At 72.4% G+C, this 16,219-nt stretch carries 16 protein-coding genes; 14 read left to right on the plus strand and 2 right to left on the minus strand.

Translation table 11 applies throughout. The features are described from left to right. Window positions 1–112: 112 nt before the first annotated feature. Together AB0K25_RS23195 and AB0K25_RS23200 are read left to right on the plus strand one after the other, a co-directional pair. Window positions 113–901 (plus strand): helix-turn-helix transcriptional regulator, encoded by a 789-nt coding sequence (locus AB0K25_RS23195; protein WP_357535636.1) that lies wholly within the window; start codon window positions 113–115, stop codon window positions 899–901. Beyond that, on the plus strand, window positions 892–1,083 hold the full coding sequence (locus AB0K25_RS23200) for a DUF397 domain-containing protein (protein ID WP_357535634.1): 192 nt from the start codon (window positions 892–894) through the stop codon (window positions 1,081–1,083). Before AB0K25_RS23195 ends, AB0K25_RS23200 begins: the two co-directional genes overlap by 10 nt. Window positions 1,084–1,202: 119 nt before the next feature. Here AB0K25_RS23200 and AB0K25_RS23205 read toward each other — a convergent pair whose 3' ends face one another. Then, on the minus strand, window positions 1,203–1,517 hold the full coding sequence (locus AB0K25_RS23205) for a helix-turn-helix transcriptional regulator (RefSeq protein WP_357535632.1): 315 nt from the start codon (window positions 1,515–1,517) through the stop codon (window positions 1,203–1,205). Then, on the minus strand, window positions 1,517–1,849 hold the full coding sequence (locus tag AB0K25_RS23210) for a type II toxin-antitoxin system RelE/ParE family toxin (RefSeq protein ID WP_363822615.1): 333 nt from the start codon (window positions 1,847–1,849) through the stop codon (window positions 1,517–1,519). Before AB0K25_RS23210 ends, AB0K25_RS23205 begins: the two co-directional genes overlap by 1 nt. Window positions 1,850–2,076: 227 nt before the next feature. Here AB0K25_RS23210 and AB0K25_RS23215 point away from each other — a divergent pair, with 227 nt between their 5' ends. The 12 genes from AB0K25_RS23215 to eboE all read left to right on the plus strand — a co-directional run bounded on the left by AB0K25_RS23215 (window position 2,077) and on the right by eboE (window position 16,199). After that, a complete protein-coding gene (locus AB0K25_RS23215; RefSeq protein ID WP_357535628.1) occupies window positions 2,077–3,186 on the plus strand; it encodes a YihY/virulence factor BrkB family protein in 1,110 nt (369 codons plus the stop codon). Window positions 3,187–3,603: 417 nt separating this feature from the next. Next, window positions 3,604–4,782 (plus strand): ROK family transcriptional regulator, encoded by a 1,179-nt coding sequence (locus tag AB0K25_RS23220; RefSeq protein ID WP_208568827.1) that lies wholly within the window; start codon window positions 3,604–3,606, stop codon window positions 4,780–4,782. Beyond that, complete coding sequence (locus tag AB0K25_RS23225) at window positions 4,779–6,368, plus strand: sugar ABC transporter ATP-binding protein (protein ID WP_357535626.1); 1,590 nt, start codon at window positions 4,779–4,781, stop codon at window positions 6,366–6,368. The genes AB0K25_RS23220 and AB0K25_RS23225 overlap by 4 nt, the downstream gene beginning before the upstream one ends. A 31-nt stretch (window positions 6,369–6,399) precedes the next feature. Further along, window positions 6,400–7,521, plus strand: coding sequence for an ABC transporter permease (locus tag AB0K25_RS23230; RefSeq protein WP_219464232.1), 1,122 nt, complete (start codon window positions 6,400–6,402; stop codon window positions 7,519–7,521). 110 nt (window positions 7,522–7,631) lie between these two features. After that, window positions 7,632–8,687: a substrate-binding domain-containing protein gene (locus AB0K25_RS23235; protein ID WP_208568829.1), complete on the plus strand. Its 1,056-nt coding sequence runs from the start codon at window positions 7,632–7,634 to the stop codon at window positions 8,685–8,687. Window positions 8,688–8,707: 20 nt separating this feature from the next. Further along, complete coding sequence (locus tag AB0K25_RS23240; protein ID WP_219464230.1) at window positions 8,708–9,916, plus strand: Gfo/Idh/MocA family oxidoreductase; 1,209 nt, start codon at window positions 8,708–8,710, stop codon at window positions 9,914–9,916. A gap of 468 nt (window positions 9,917–10,384) precedes the next feature. Continuing rightward, the gene (locus AB0K25_RS23245) at window positions 10,385–11,533 is read left to right on the plus strand and encodes an inositol-3-phosphate synthase (protein ID WP_363822621.1); all 1,149 of its coding nucleotides are present in this window, start codon (window positions 10,385–10,387) and stop codon (window positions 11,531–11,533) included. Continuing rightward, complete coding sequence (locus AB0K25_RS23250) at window positions 11,530–12,507, plus strand: SCO3242 family prenyltransferase (protein ID WP_219464227.1); 978 nt, start codon at window positions 11,530–11,532, stop codon at window positions 12,505–12,507. The genes AB0K25_RS23245 and AB0K25_RS23250 overlap by 4 nt, the downstream gene beginning before the upstream one ends. Then, on the plus strand, window positions 12,504–13,496 hold the full coding sequence (locus tag AB0K25_RS23255; protein WP_357535619.1) for a sugar phosphate isomerase/epimerase family protein: 993 nt from the start codon (window positions 12,504–12,506) through the stop codon (window positions 13,494–13,496). The genes AB0K25_RS23250 and AB0K25_RS23255 overlap by 4 nt, the downstream gene beginning before the upstream one ends. Window positions 13,497–13,533: 37 nt before the next feature. Further along, window positions 13,534–14,136, plus strand: a complete 603-nt coding sequence (locus tag AB0K25_RS23260; protein ID WP_194821097.1) for an EboA domain-containing protein — start codon at window positions 13,534–13,536, stop codon at window positions 14,134–14,136. Continuing rightward, entirely contained in the window at window positions 14,137–14,991 is an 855-nt protein-coding gene (locus AB0K25_RS23265; RefSeq protein WP_219464224.1) for a TatD family hydrolase, read from the plus strand. After that, the gene (eboE, locus tag AB0K25_RS23270; RefSeq protein ID WP_219464223.1) at window positions 14,991–16,199 is read left to right on the plus strand and encodes a metabolite traffic protein EboE; all 1,209 of its coding nucleotides are present in this window, start codon (window positions 14,991–14,993) and stop codon (window positions 16,197–16,199) included. Before AB0K25_RS23265 ends, eboE begins: the two co-directional genes overlap by 1 nt. Window positions 16,200–16,219: the final 20 nt, after the last annotated feature.

The raw sequence follows: 16,219 nt of genomic DNA on the forward strand, positions 1-16,219 counted from the left end.
GTTGATGATCCGACTACGGTGGGAGGTTCGACCTGCCGACGGCCCAGGCGTGGACCGGTCGACCCGGAACGGTACGAGGATGTACGGAGGCTGTCTGGTGGAACGTTCGTCCATGCTGGACCACTTCGCGGAGGAGTTGCGGCTCGTGCGGGCCGCCAACGGCATGTCCCAGGCGGCGCTGGCCGAGGCGCTGAGCTATTCGGGCGCGCTGGTGGCCAAGGTGGAGACCTGCGAGCGTCGGCCGAGCCTGGACTTCGCGCGCCGCTGCGACACGGTGTTCACCACCGACGGCCGCTTCGAACGCATCCAACGCCGGATCAGCCGGGAAACCGTGGTGCCCTGGTTTCGGGACTGGGCTGGCATCGAGCAGGAAGCCACGGCGCTGCGCACGTTCGAACCGCTTTGCGTGCCGGGCCTGTTGCAGACCGAGGCTTATGCTCATGCACTGCTGTCCGGAGGTGGGCTGTTCGCGACCGACGAGATCGAACAGCAGGTGACGACCCGCCTCGATCGCCAAGTGATACTCACCCGGGACCGGCCGCCACTGCTCACCGCCGTCATCGATGAGTGCGTGCTGCGTCGCCAGATCGGCGGACCGGAGGTGATGCGCGAGCAGTTGCGTCATCTGGTGAAATCGGGATCCACGTTGCCTCGGGTCCGAATGCAGGTCGTGCCGTTTTCGGCCGGCGCGTACCCTGGGATCAATGGCCCCTTCGTGATCGCCACCTCGCCGCACGGGGAGGATGTCGTCTACCAGGAGGGTCAGCTCCATGGGCAGGTGGTCGACCGCTCCGATTATCTTCGGCAGATGGTCGAGGTCTGGGAATCGATCCGTGGTGAGGCACTGTCGCAGCAGCAGTCCTTGGAACTGATAGCAGAAGTGGCGGAGACATGGATCTGAGCGACGCCCGGTGGCGCAAGAGCAGCCGCAGCAACGGTCAGGGAGGCAACTGCGTCGAGGTGGCCGACAACCTGGCCGGCGTGGTGGCCGTACGTGATTCCAAGGACCCGGACGGGCCGGTGCTGGCCTTCGGACCGCGCGCCTGGTGTGCCTTCGTGGCGCAGGTGGGCGGCCGACCTTAACGGCGGCGATCCGTGGCGCAGTGCTCCGTAGCGGCGCCTCGTGGATTTGATCGAAACGTCGATGTGTCGCTTGCCACGCAGGGAAGGTCGACACAGAGTCTCGCCCCGGGGTCGAGACTCTATGCGGCTATGAACTCGACCTCACCATGGGTGATCCTGACGTCGAAGCTCATGTCGGTTCCCTTGGAGAGCTTTGCCAGGGTGGCGATGGAGGGTGGTTGGTCGCCGGACTCCAAGCGGGCAATGACGGACTGGGTCATGCCCACCATGCGCGCCAGGGCAGTCTGCGTGAGACCGTTGTCTTCGCGGTACTTCACGATGCGGAGAGCCACGTCGCGGGCGAATGCTGTCCGGTCCCACTCGGCGCGGAACGCCGGATCCTTGCGGCGTTCGTCGATGACTTGCTGCGAGGTTTTCAGGTCGGAGAGCTTCATCACGCGTCCTCTATGTCTTTGATCCTCTGTTCTGCGGCTGTCACTGCTCGGTTGAATCTTCGCTGGTTGACGCTGGCTTCAGGGCCGATTGCTCCGACGATGAACGCGGCGCCGGCCTGCCCGTAGATGGCTCGCCACCGGCTGTGTCCACCACGTGGGCGCAGTTCCCGTAGGCCGTTCGCAGTCTTGATGGAGCTTGAGTGGGGGTAGCCGAGGCTCACGCCCTGGCTTTCCAACTTCTCGACCGCGTGACCGATTGCTGCTTGTTCGGTGGTGGGGAGGGCGTGAAGCTCGGTTCCGGCCTCAGGGTGGTAGAAGACTGGCCAGGACACTTGCCAACTATAGCAAACTTGCGATGTCGAACCAGGGTGCGCACAGATCAACGCGGCGGGGTTCGATCCCATGATCGGGAACCCTGGCCGGAGCGGCTGGTCGAGGGGCCCCTGTCTGGGATTGGTCGTCGTCTGCCGGCAGGTGACGGGTCTGTGCTGCCGGTTTAGTCGGCGGGGTCGGTGGGGCATGTCGGAGGGCGACATCCGCAGATCCCCGAGGAGGGGCGATGGCCTCCGACGAGACCCACGCCGACCGCGACGACGCGGCCACCGTGACCGCTGCGCGGCGCGGCCGGGACCGGTCCGACGACCGGCCGTCGGGCGATCGGCTGCCCGGTGACCGGCGGGAGGCCGACGCGCGTACCCGACCGGTCGGTCCCGACGACGGCCCGGACAGCCCCACGGACCTGCATCGGGCGGACTGGAAGGCGGCGCTCAAGCGCACCGGGCGGGAGTTCCAGGAGGACAGCCTGACCGACTGGGCCGCCGCGTTGACCTACTACGGGGTGCTGTCGATCTTCCCCGGGATGCTGGTGCTGATCTCGATCCTCGGTCTGCTCGGCGAGCGGGCCACCAGCGGGGTCCGGGACACGGTCGGCCAGGTGGTGCCGGAGGAGAACATCCGGACCATCATCGAGACCGCGATCGACCAGGCCGGCCAGTCCGGTGGGCTGGCCAGCGTCGCCGCGATCATCGGTCTGGTCGCCGCCTTCTGGTCGGCCTCCGGTTACGTGGGCGCGTTCATGCGCGCCTCGAACAGCATCTACGACGTGCCGGAGGGGCGGCCGGTGTGGAAGACCCTGCCCATCCGGCTCGGGGTGACCGCCCTGGTCGGGGTGCTGCTGCTCGCCGCCGCGGTGATCGTGGTCTTCACCGGCGGCCTCGCCGAGCAGGTCGGCAACGCCATCGGGCTCGGCTCCACGGCGCTGACGGTGTGGAACATCGCCAAGTGGCCGGTGCTGCTGGTGCTGGTCAGCCTGATGTTCGCGATCCTCTACTGGGCGTCGCCGAACGCCCGGCACGGCGGGTTCCGCTGGGTCAGCCCGGGCGGCGTGCTGGCGGTGCTGCTCTGGCTGCTCGTCTCCGGCCTGTTCGCCCTGTACGTGAGCAACTTCGGGTCCTACAACAAGACCTACGGCGCGCTGGCCGGCGTGATCATCTTCCTGGTCTGGCTCTGGCTGAGCAACATCGCGATCCTGCTCGGTGCGGAGTTCGACGCCGAGCTGGAACGGGGCCGGGCCATCTCCGCCGGTCACGACCCCGACGAGGAGCCGTACGTCGAGTTGCGCGACGACCGCAAGCTGCGTAAGAAGCGCAACGCCGCCCCCGGCCGCTGACCCACCGGCGACCCCACGCCGCCCAGCCTGCGTCGCCCACCCCGCACCTGCCGCGCCCCTGCCCCGGCGACCCCACGCCGCCCCGCCTGCCCCACGCCGCCCCGCCCCGCCTGCCGCACCCCGCCGCGTCTCCGTGGCGGGGTGGCCACTTGTCACGGCCGGCCTGATCCGGTAGTGCTTCGGCCGCGCGGAGCGGGGCCGGTGTGCGAGGGTCACCCGGTGGTGGTAGCAGGTCGTTGCGGATGTTTCTCAGTCTGTCAACCTTTTCTTGATCCACTAGTAGCTTTTGTTCTTTCGGACAAAAGTTGCCGGCGGAACGACTGAAGGTATGGACATGCGCCTCGGAACTCTCCTACTGTGTCGACCACAACACATCGGCGTGACGTCAATGTGAACCCTGAGACGGAGGTGAGTCCCGTGCGGGCGGCAGATCCCCTGCATGTGCAGCTGTTGCGGCTGCTCCGCGACGAGGGGCCCGCGTCCCGGGCCGAGCTGGGTGACCGGTTGCAGATGCCCCGTCCCCGGCTCCTCGCCGAGTTGGAACGCCTGGTCGGGCTGGGCCTGGTGGCCGAGGCCGGACTGGCCGCCTCCCGGGGCGGCCGTCGCTCCACCCTGGTCGAGCTGAACCCCGACCTCCGGTTCGCCGCCGTCGACATGGGCGCCAGCTCGATCGACGTCGAGGTGGTCAACGGGCGGCTGGAGCCGGTCGCCGCGTACGCCGAGGTGGCCGACATCCGCTCCGGTCCGAAGGCCATCCTGCACCGGGTCAACGACCTGCTGCACAAGGCCCGGGTGGACGGGGCGTACGAGCGGCTCAACGGCGTCGGCGTCGGGGTCCCCGGGCCGGTGAGCTTCCGCGACGGGCTGCCGGTGTCGCCGCCGATCATGCCCGGCTGGGACCGCTACCCGGTGCGCGAACTGCTCAGCCGGGAGCACGGCTGCCCGGCGGTGGTCGACAACGACGTCAACATCATGGCGATCGGGGAGCGGCACGGGGGGGTGGCGCACTCGGTCGACGACTTCCTCTTCATCAAGATCGGCACCGGAATAGGGTGTGGGATCTACCTCAGCGGCGACGTCTACCGGGGCACCGACGGGTGCGCGGGGGACATCGGGCACATCCAGGTCGACGCCGGGGGGCCGACCTGCTCCTGCGGCAACGCCGGTTGCCTGGAGGCGCTCTTCAGCGGAGCGGCCCTGGCCCGGGAGGCCGGCGTCGCCGCGCGTACCGGCGCCTCGCCCGCGCTGGCCGAGCGGCTCGCCGCCCGGGGTGCCGTCTCCGCCCGCGACGTCGCCGAGGCGGCGATCGAGGGTGACGTCACCTGCATCCAGCTGATCCGCGACGGGGGTCGCCGGGTCGGGCAGGTGCTGGCCGGGCTGGTCAGCTTCACCAACCCTTCGATGATCGTCATCGGCGGCGGGCTGGCCCACCTCGGGCACATCCTGCTCGCCGAGATCCGCAGCGTGGTCTACCGCCGGTCGCTGCCGCTGGCCACCGGCAACCTGCCGGTCGTCCTGTCCGAGCTGGGACCGCGCGCCGGCGTGGCCGGCGCGGCCGTCCTCGCCAGCGACGTCGCCTTCGGGGAGGCATCATGAGCAACGCACCGACCTCCGCCGCCGGGGACAACAGCCCGCTGGTCGAGGCGCCCGCCGACACCGTCGCCGGTGAGGTGGTGCTCCGGCTGACCGACGTGGTCAAGACCTTCCCCGGGGTACGCGCCCTCGACGGCGTGCAGTTGGAGGTGCGGGCCGGTGAGGTGCACTGCCTGCTCGGGCAGAACGGCGCCGGCAAGTCGACCCTGATCAAGGTGCTCGCCGGGGTGCACCGGCCGGACTCCGGCCAGGTGCAGTGGCGCGGTGAGCCGGTGCACTTCGCCAACCCGCAGGCCGCCATGCGCGCCGGCATCGCCACCATCTACCAGGAACTCGACCTGGTCGAGGACCTCTCGGTCGCGGAGAACGCCTTCCTCGGCCACGAGCCCAAGGTCGCCGGGTTCGTCCGGCGCGGCCACATGGCCCGGCGTACCCGGGAGATCCTGAGCCGGCTCGGCCACGGCGAGATCCCGCCCGGCCGGATGGTGCGCGCGTTGCCGGCCGCCGGCAAGCAGGTGGTCAGCATGGCCCGCGCGCTGTCCCACGAGGCCCGACTGATCATCATGGACGAGCCGAGCGCGGTGCTGGCCCACGACGAGGTCGACAACCTGTTCCGGATCATCCGGGAACTCACCGCCCAGGGCATCGCGGTCATCTACATCTCGCACCGGATGGAGGAGATCCGCGAGATCGGCGACCGGGTCACCGTACTCAAGGACGGCCGGACCACGGCGGCGAACCTGCCGGCCCGCGACACCCCGACCCGCGACCTGGTCGCCCGGATGACCGGCCGGAACATCGAGTACGTCTTCCCGGACCGCCCGACCGCGCCGACCGCCGGTGACGAGCTGCTGCGGGTCGAGGGGCTGAGCCGCACCGGTGAGTTCGCCGACGTCTCGCTCAGCGTCCGTCCCGGTGAGATCGTCGGCATCGCCGGCCTGGTCGGCTCCGGGCGCTCGGAGCTGCTGGAGACGATCTACGGGGCCCGCCGCGCCGAGTCCGGCACCGTCCGGATGGGCGGCCGGACCCTGCGGCCGGGCAGCGTCGGCGCGGCGGTACGGGCCGGCATGGGCATGGCCCCGGAGGAGCGGAAGAGTCAGGCGTTGCTGCTCGGCGAGCCGATCCACCGCAACGTCACCCTGGCGACCTTCTCCCGGTACGCCCGCCTCGGCTTCACCAACGCCGGGCGGGAGCGGGCCGAGGCGGAACGGATCGCCGACGAACTCCAGCTCCGGCCCAACGACGTGCGCCGGGCGGTACGCACCCTGTCCGGCGGCAACCAGCAGAAGGTGGTGGTTGGGCGCTGGCTGCTCGGCGACACCCGGCTGCTGCTGCTCGACGAGCCGACCCGGGGGGTGGACGTGGGGGCCCGGGCCGAGCTGTACCGGGTGATCCGTGGCCTGGCCGCCCAGGGGGTCGGCGTGCTGCTGGTCTCCAGCGAGGTACCCGAGGTGCTCGGTCTGGCCGACCGGGTGCTGGTGATGCGCGAGGGCCGGATGGTGCGCGAGGCGCCCGCCGGCGAACTGGACGAGAACACCGTGCTCGACCTCGTCATGGCGGGGTCTCTGATGGAAGGCGCGCCGGCATGAGCGAGCGCAGTGGACATAACGAGGTGACGGCATGAGTGAGTCGACCGGGACCGCGACACCGGACCGGCCGGCGGACCTGCCGGCGCAGTCCCCGCCGGTCGACCCGGCGGTGACGGCGTCGCTCAAGGAGAAGCCGCGGACGGGCGGGTTGTCCTTTTGGCAGGGCGACGGGGGTGAGGGCGCGAAGCGTAACCTCGGCCTGATCGGCGTGCTGGTGGTGCTGGTCGTGATCGGCGCCGCGACCCGCTGGGACCTCTACTCCGACCCGGACTGGGTGTGGGGCAACACGCTGACCATCCTCAAGCTCGCCTCGGTGGTCGGGGTGGTCACCGTCGGGATGACCTTCGTGATCATCGGCGGCGGCATCGACCTGTCGGTCGGCGCGATCGTCGCCCTCGCCGGGGTGTGGGCGACCACGCTCGCCACCCAGAGCTACGGCGCCGGCGGCATGATCTTCACCGCGATCGTGGTCGGCACGGCGGTCGGGGTGGTCAACGGGATACTCATCTCCTACGGCCGGCTGGTGGCGTTCATCGCCACGCTGGCCATGATGGTCGCCGCCCGGGGCCTGGCCGCACAGATCTCCGGCAAGCAGACCCAGGTGTCGAACAACTCCTTCATCAACGGCATCGCCAGCACCGACCTGCTCGGCATCCCGCTGCTGGTCTACATCCTGGCCGCCGTGGTCGCCGCCGGCTGGGTGCTGCTCAACCGGACCACCTTCGGCCGGCGTACGGTCGCCGTCGGCGGCAACCCCGAGGCGGCCCGGCTCGCCGGGATCAACGTGCGGCGGCACACCCTGCTGCTGTACGCGCTGTCCGGGCTCTGCTGCGGCATCGCCGCGATCATGCTGACCGCGCAGGCCAACTCCGCCCAGGCGGCCATGGCCAACCTGTACGAGCTGGACGCGATCGCCGCGGCCATCATCGGCGGCACGCTGCTCAGCGGCGGCCGGGGCACCATCGTCGGCTCCCTGCTCGGGGTGCTGATCTTCTCCACCATCACCAACCTCTTCGCCATCAACGGCCTGTCCACCGAGGCGCAGAACATGGTCAAGGGCGGCATCATCGTCGGCGCCGTCCTGATCCAGCAGGTGCAGTTCCGCAGCGTCACCCAGTTCCTCGGCCGCAACAAGGCCACCACCTCCGCCTGACCGGGCACGTCCCTACCCCTTCGCACCAGCGCAATTCCGGCGGCCACCGACGGTGGCCGGGATCAGCACAACCTTTTTCACCCCACCATCCGTCATTTCAGGAGGTCGTCATGACCCAGCCCCGTGACCTGTCCCGTCGCCGGTTGCTCTTCGGCGGTGCGGCGGTCGGCGCCGGTGTGCTCCTCGCCGGTTGCACCAGCAACGAGTCCACACCGACCGCGGCGCAGACCAAGGCGGCCGACAACTCCGGTGGTGGCAACGCCGCCCCCGGCAAGAAGGTCACCATCGGCTTCTCCGCCCCCGCCGCCGACCACGGCTGGATCGCCGCCATCACCAACAACGCCAAGGCGCAGGCCGGGGCGTACTCCGACGTGGACTTCAAGACCGTGGAGGCGGGTGCGGACGCGGCTGCCCAGCGGGCCGCGCTGTCCACCCTGGTCGCCCAGAAGCCGGACGTCATCGTGGTGCTGCCGCACGACGGCAAGGAGCTCAACGCCTTCGGCCTGGAGGCGATGAAGGCCGGTATCCCGGTGGTCAACCTGGACCGTGCCTTCCCGGACGCGCTGGCCTACCGGCTCCAGATCATGGGCGACAACTACGGCATGGGTGTGGCCGCCGCGAACTACATCGTGGCGCAGCTCAAGGCCAAGGGTGTCAGCGCCCCGGTCATCGGCGAGATCCCCGGCATCGACTCGCTGGAGCTGACCCAGCAGCGGTCCAAGGGTTTCGCCGACACCCTCGCCACGGCCGGCTTCAAGGTGGCCAACCGGCGGCCGGCGGAGTTCACCGCCGACTCCGGCCAGCAGGCCGCCACCGGCCTGTTCCAGGCGCTGCCCAAGATCGACGCGATCTGGAACCACGACGACGACCAGGGCATCGGTGTCCTGGCCGCCGTCAACCAGGCCAACCGCAAGGAGTTCTTCATGGTCGGCGGCGCCGGCTCGAAGAAGGCCATGGAGGACATCCAGGCCGACAACACGGTGCTCAAGGCGACCGTGACCTACAGCCCGTCGATGGCCTCCTCGGCCATCTCCCTGGCCCGCCTGATCGGCCAGGGCAAGGGCATGTCCGACCTGGTGGAACTCCAGGTGCCCAAGGAGATCGTCCTCGCCTCGGAGACGATCACCAAGGAGAACGCGAGCAACTACCTCAAGCTCGGGTTCTGATACACGGGGGGAGACCCACCTTGTCCACTCATCACCGCGAACTCCGGGTCGGCATGATCGGATACTCGTTCATGGGCGCCGCGCACTCACAGGCGTGGCGCACCGTGAACCGGGTGTACGAACTGCCTGCCCGGGTTCGGATGGCGCAGATCTGCGGCCGGGACGCCGCGAAGGTCGCCGAGGCAGCCGACCGGCTGGGCTGGGACACGCACACCACAGACTGGCGTGCCCTGGTCGCCTCGGACGACATCGACGTGGTCGACATCTGCACCCCAGGTGACAGCCACGCCGAGATCGCCCTTGCCGCGCTCGCCGCCGGCAAGCACGTGATCTGCGAGAAACCGTTGGCCAACACGGTGGAGGAGGCGCGGGCGATGACCGCTGCCGCCGCCACCGCCGGGGCCGCCGGGATCCGGTCCATGTGCGGGTTCAACTACCGCCGGGTGCCGGCCGTCGCGCTGATGCGACAACTGGTCGCCGAAGGCCGGCTCGGCACGATCCGGCACGTCCGCGCGACGTACCTCCAGGACTGGATCGTCGATCCGCAGTTCCCCCTGGTCTGGAGGCTGCAGAAGGACAAGGCGGGCTCCGGTGCCCTCGGTGACATCGGGGCGCACATCATCGACCTGACCCAGTTCGTGACCGGCCAACGGATCACCGGGGTCAGCGCGGTGACCGAGACGTTCGTCAAGGAGCGCCCGCTGCCGGGTGCGTCGAGCGGACTGGCCGCCGAGGTCGACGGCACCGCGACGGCGACCGGCACGGTCACCGTCGACGACGCCGCGATCTTCGTGGCCCGGCTCGACGACGGGGCACTGGCCACGTACGAGGCGACGCGGTTCGCCACGGGCCGTAAGAACGCCCTCCGGGTGGAGATCAACGGTTCGCTCGGCTCGGTGGTGTTCGACCTGGAACGCCTCAACGAGTTGGAGTTCTACGACGCCTCCCGGCCGGCGACCGAGCAGGGATTCACCCGGATCCTGGTCACCGAGGCCGAACACCCGTACATGGCGGCGTGGTGGCCGCCGGGCCACATCATCGGCTACGAGCACTCCTTCACCCACGAGATGCGCGACTTCGTCGAGGCGGTCGCCAACGGTGTCGACCCGACCCCGTCGTTCGCCGACGCGTTGCAGGTCCAGCTGGTGCTGGACGCGGTGACCCGCTCGGCGGATCTCGGTTCACGGTGGACCGACGTCGAGCCGGCCCTGGCCGCGCTCGCCGTCTGACCCAGGCACCTCCGCCGTCGACCGGCGAGGGACCGGCCGCGGTTGCGCCCCGCGGCCGGGCCGGGGTCGGCAGTGGAGGGCGCGCACCCGGGCCACCCGGCCCGGGGACACGCGCACGATGGCCGTCCGGTGCGGCCGGACCGGGATTCCCCGGTCGCACCGGAGGGCCGCCAGTAGGAATATAGATAAGTATGATTCGGGTTCCCTGGGGAATCCGGTTCATCACCACCCATTCGTCCGGCCGAGGGCGCGCCGCCGCCGTTGGCCGGATGCGGGGAGGCAGGGCCGAGACGCCGAACCGGCCCTGCCTGCCAGCCCCGCCCGCACGCCGTGCGGGACCGGGTACGGCGTCGACGCCGCCGACGTCTACGCCGTCACCGGTGCCATCCCGCACGACCGGGCGGGCGGGGCCACCCCGCGCCCCGCCGGCACGACCGAACCGAGCACGTTCCATCCGGAAGGAGCACCATGCGTACGGGTGTCTGGCTGGTGGGAGCGCGCGGTTCCGTCGCGACCACCGGCATCGTCGGCGGGCTCGCCCTACGGGCCGGCCTCACCGCCCCCACCGGCTGCGTCACCGAACTACCCGACCTGCGGGGACCCGCCCTGCCCCCCTTCGCCGACCTGGTCTTCGGCGGTCACGACGTGGCCACCACGCCGCTGACCAAACGGGCCGAGGCGCTCGCCGCCGCCGGGGTGCTGCCCGGCCGGCTGGCCGCCGCGCTCGCCGCCGACCTGGCCGCCGTCGAGGAGGACCTGCGGCCCGCGCCGACCGGCGGCAGTCAGGCCGACCGGGTCGCCGCGGTCACCGCCGACCTGACCGCGTTCCGCGACCGGCGCCGGCTCGACCGGGTGGTGGTGGTCAACGTCTCGGCCACCGAACCGGCCCCGTCACCGCACCCCGGCCACGCCGACCCGGACGCCCTGCGGGCCGCCCTCGCCAGCGGCGACGAGGTGTTGCCGCCCAGCTCGCTGTACGCGTACGCGGCCGTCGAGGCGGGCTGCCCGTACGTCGACTTCACCCCGTCCACCGGGCTGCGCCTGCCGGCGCTCGCCGCGCTCGCCGCGCAGCGTGGCCTGCCGTACGCCGGGCACGACGGCAAGACCGGGGAGACCCTGGTCAAGTCGGTGCTCGCCCCGATGTTCGCGATGCGTCACCTCGCGGTGCGCTCCTGGTCCGGGGTCAACCTGCTCGGTGGCGGCGACGGGGCGACCCTGGCCGAGCCGGGCGCCAACGCCGCCAAGGTGGACAGCAAGCAGCGGGTCCTCGGCGAGACGCTGGGCTACGTGCCGCAGGGCGGCACCCGGATCGACTACGTCGAGGACCTCGGTGACTTCAAGACCGCCTGGGACCTGATCACCTTCGCCGGGTTCCTCGGCACCGGGATGCGGATGGAGTTCACCTGGCACGGTTGCGACTCCGCGCTGGCCGCCCCGCTGGTGCTGGACCTGGCCCGGCTCACCGCCGCCGCGCACGCCGCCGGCCGGGTCGGCCCCCTGCCCGAGCTCGCCTTCTTCTTCAAGGACCCGATCGACGCACCCACCCACTCGCTGAGCGAGCAGTGGCAGCGGCTGGTCGACTTCACCCGGGAGCTGCACGCCGGGGGTGCCGGGTGACCAGCGTGGCCGACCTGGCCGAGCTGGTCCGGGCACCGGCCGCACTGTCCGTACCGGGGGACCTGGTGGCCGGGGCGGCGGCGGCCGGGGTGCTCGGCCCGCGTACCGCCGGGCTGGCCGGCGCGTCGGTCCTGCTCTACTGGGCCGGGATGGCCGCCAACGACTGGGCCGACCGGGGGTTGGACGCCGAGGAACGCCCGGAACGGCCGATCCCCAGCGGCCGGATCACCCCGGCCGCCGCCGCCGGGGTCGCCATCGGGCTCACCGCCGCCGGCCTGGGCCTGGCCGCCGCCGTGGGCGGCCGGCGGGCCACCGCCGTCGCGCTCCCGCTCGCCGCCACCATCTGGGGGTACGACCTGGTGGCCAAGAACACCGCCGCCGGTCCCGCCGTGATGGCCGCCTGCCGGGGGCTGGACGTGCTACTCGGCGCGTCGTCCGGCCGACCGGTCCGGGCGCTGCCGGCGGCGCTGACCGTCGCCGCGCACACCTGGACGGTCACCGCCCTGTCCCGTCGTGAGGTGACCGGGGCCGACGCGGCGCTGCCCCGGCGTACCCTCGCCGGCACCGCCCTGGTCGCGCTGGCCGCCACCACCCTGCCCCGCGCCACCACCCCGCCCCGTCCCGCCGGCCGGCCGTCCCCCGTGGACGATGCGCCGGCGGCGACCGACGCGCCCGGCCGTCGTAGCGCACCGGGCGTCCGCACCGGTGCCGTCGGGGTCGGCCGGTCACTCGCCGGCGCGCTGCCGGTGGCGTTGGCCGGCTGGTACGTCGCCCGGTACGGCGGCGCGCAGGCCCGGGTGGCCGCCGACCCCACCGCCGGCCGGGTCCGGGCCGCCGTCGGGGCCGGCATCACCGGGCTGCCCTCGTTGCAGGGTGCGCTCACCGCCCGCGCCGGTGCCGGGCTGGTCGGCGCGCTGGTCGCGCTCGCCGCGCCGCTGGGCGGCCGGCTGGCCCGGAAACTCTCCCCGACATGACCGCCCCGGACGCCGTCCCGCCGACCGCTGCCGGCACGCCCCGCCGCAGCCCGGCCCCGGACCGCCCGGCCGACCCCGCCGGCCCGCCGGCCGGCGAGGTGGACCGGCTGCGGTTCGGCTACGGCACCAACGGCTTCGCCAACCACCGGCTCGACGACGCCCTGACGGTGCTGGCCGACCTCGGCTACGAGGGGGTCGCGCTCACCCTCGACCACGACCACCTCGACCCGTACGCGCCGGGACTGGCCCGCCGGGTCGACGCCGTGGCGCACCGGCTGGCCGCGCTCGGTCTCGGCGTGGTGGTCGAGACCGGTGCCCGCTACCTGCTCGACCCGTGGCGCAAGCATGCCCCGACGCTGCTGCACGACGACCCGGCCGGCCGGATCGACTTCCTGGACCGGGCCGTCCGCGTCGGCGCGGACCTCGGTGCCGAGGCGGTCTCCTTCTGGGCCGGCATCCGACCCGGTCACGTCGCCCCCGAGGTCGCGTGGGACCGGCTGGTCGCCGGCTGCGCGACGGTGACCGCCGCCGCCGACCGGGCCGGGGTGACCCTGGGCTTCGAACCGGAGCCCGGAATGCTGGTCGAGGACATCGCCGGCTGGCGTCGGCTGCACCGGGCCCTCGGCGAGCCGGCCCGCTTCGGCATCACCCTCGACATCGGACACTGCCGCTGCCTGGAGTCGTCGACCGTGGCGGACTGTGTGCGCCAGGTCGCCGGGCACCTGGTCAACGTGCAGATCGACGACATGCGCCGGGGGGTGCACGAGCACCTGGAGTTCGGCACCGGCGAGATCGACTTCCCGCCGGTGCTGCGCGCCCTGGCCGACGCCGGCTACCGGGGACTGGTCGCCGTGGAGTTGCCCCGGCACTCGCACGCCGCACCCACCGTGGCGGCCCGGTCGCTGGACTTCCTGCGTACCGCCGCCCGGGACGCCGGCCTCGCGGCGGGCGCGGCACCCGCCCCCGCCGGCACCACCGGGGCGGACTGACCACCGCCGGACGCACACACCTGGGGAGGGGAGACGGATGACACCGGATCGACTGCGGGCCGCGCTGGAGGGCGCACCCGATCCCGACTGGCTGGAGACCGCACTGCGCCGCGTCGCGGCCGAGCCCGGCGCGGTCGGACGGTACTTTCCCGCCGCCGCCCGGCGGTGCGGCCGGCACGACCTGCCCGGCGCCCCCGGCTGGACCGCCGACGAGGCGGCGCGGGCGCTGCTGCTGGCCGCGCTCCCCGCCGACCAGGCCGCCGCGCAGGCCGAGGAGGTCTACCGGTACGGCGACGCCGCCGAGAAGCGGGCCGTACTCAAGGCCCTGCCGCTGCTGCCGATCGGCGACGCCGGGGTGCCGCTGCTGCACGACGCGATCCGCACCAACGACACCCGGCTGGTCGCCGCCGCGCTCGGCCCGTACGCCCGGCACCTGGCGGCGGACGCCTGGCGGCAGGCGGTGCTCAAGTGCGTCTTCATCGGGGTGCCGCTGGCCGTCGTCGCCGACCTCGACGACCGGGCCGACGGGGAACTGGCCACCATGCTCGCCGCGCTCGCGGCGGAACGGCACGCCGCCGGTCGGCAGCTCCCCGCCGACGCCACCGCACTGCTCGACCGGCTCACTATCAGGGAGGCGTGAATGCGCATCTTCGACCCGCACATCCACATGACGTCGCGGACCACCGACGACTACGAGCGGATGGCCGCCGCCGGGGTCCGTGCCGTGGTCGAGCCGGCCTTCTGGCTGGGGCAGCCGCGCACCAGCGCCGCCTCCTTCGCCGACTACTTCGACTCGCTGATCGGCTGGGAGCCGTTCCGGGCCGGCCAGTTCGGCGTCCGGCACCACGCCACCGTGGCGCTGAACCCCAAGGAGGCCAACGACCCGCGCTGCCGCCCGGTGCTCGACCTGCTGCCCCGCTACCTGGAGAAGGACGCCGTGGTCGCGGTCGGCGAGATCGGCTACGACGACATGACCCCGGCCGAGGACGAGGCGTTCGCCACCCAGCTCGCCCTGGCCGTCGACCACGACCTGCCGGCCCTGGTGCACACCCCGCACCGGGACAAGGCGCGCGGCGTCGAACGCAGCCTCGCGGTGGTCGCCGAGAGCGGCATCGCGCCGGGCCGGGTGGCGCTGGACCACCTCAACGAGGTGACCGTGAAGCTGGCCCGCGACAGCGGCTGCTGGCTCGGTTTCTCCATCTACCCGGACACCAAGATGTCGCCGCCGCGGATGGTGGAGCTGCTGCGCACGTACGGCACCGAGCGGATGCTGGTCAACTCGGCCGCCGACTGGGGCCGCTCCGACCCGCTGCTGACCCGGGCCACCGGTGAGGCGATGCTGGCCGCCGGGTTCACCGACGACGACGTCGACCTGGTGCTCTGGCGCAACCCGGTGGAGTTCTACGGGCAGTCCGGCCGGCTCGACCTGACCGACCTGGACACCACGTCCACCGGCACCTTCGAGGGCAACTCCATCCTGCGCGGCGGCGACTGATGCGGCTGCGGCACGCCGACGGCAGCACCGTCCACCTCGGCTACTGCACCAACGTGCACCCCGCCGAGGACACCGCCGGCATCCTCGCCCAACTCGACACGTACGCCCTGCCGGTGCGCGAGGCGCTCGGCTCGGACCTGCTCGGCCTGGGGCTGTGGCTGGCCGCCCCCGTCGCCGCCGAGCTGGCCGCCGACCCGGCCGCCCGTCGCCGGCTGCGCGCCGAACTGACCCACCGGGGGCTGGAGGTGGTCACCCTCAACGGCTTCCCGTACGCGGCCTTCCAGGCCCCGGTGGTCAAGGGCGCGGTCTACCACCCGGACTGGACCACCGGGCAGCGGCTGCGCTACACCCTGGACCTGGCCCGGGTGCTGGCCGACCTGCTCCCCGACGACGCCGCCAGGGGATCGATCTCCACCCTGCCGCTGGCTTGGCGGCAGCCCTGGGACCCGACGCACGCCGGGGCGGCCCGCCGCCGGCTCGACGCGCTCACCGCCGGCCTGGCCGAGGTGGAACGCGACACCGGCCGCCCGGTGCGGGTCGGTTTCGAACCGGAACCGGGGTGCGTGGTGGAGAGCAGCGGGCAGGCCGCCGCGCTGCTGGCCGACCTCGACCCGCAACGCCTCGGGATCTGTCTCGACCTGGCCCACCTCGCCTGCGCCTGGGAGGAGCCCGTCGAAGCGCTGGCCCGGCTGCGTTCCGCCGGGCTGCCGGTGGTCAAGGTGCAGGTCTCCGCCGCGCTGGAGTCGGCCGACCCGGTCGCCGACGCCGAGGCGCTGGGCCGCTGGGTGGAGCCGAGGTTCCTGCACCAGACCCGCACCGCCGGCTGCGCCCACGCCGCCGACCCGGCCGACCCGGGGTACGCGGCCGACGACCTGGATGAGGCGCTGGCCGCGCGGCTGCCCGGGGCGTGGCGGGTGCACTACCACGTGCCGTTGCACGCCCCGCCCGAGCCGCCGCTGACCTCCACCCTGCCGGTGCTGCGCACCGCGCTGGCCGCGCTGCTCGCCGGCCCGACGGCCGGCTGCGACCACCTGGACGTCGAGACGTACACGTGGGGGGTGCTGCCGGCGGCGCGGCGTCCCCGCACCGATGCGGAGCTGGCCCTCGGGATCGCCGCCGAGCTGGCCTTCGCCCGCGACGAACTGGTCACCCTCGGCCTCACCCCGGCCGAGCGAGCCGTCCCGACGACCCTGGGGGTACGACGATGAGCGAGCGTCACCGACCGGGC

The sequence above is a fragment of the Micromonospora sp. NPDC049257 genome (assembly GCF_040678915.1).
Taxonomy (GTDB): Bacteria; Actinomycetota; Actinomycetes; order Mycobacteriales; family Micromonosporaceae; genus Micromonospora; species Micromonospora antibiotica.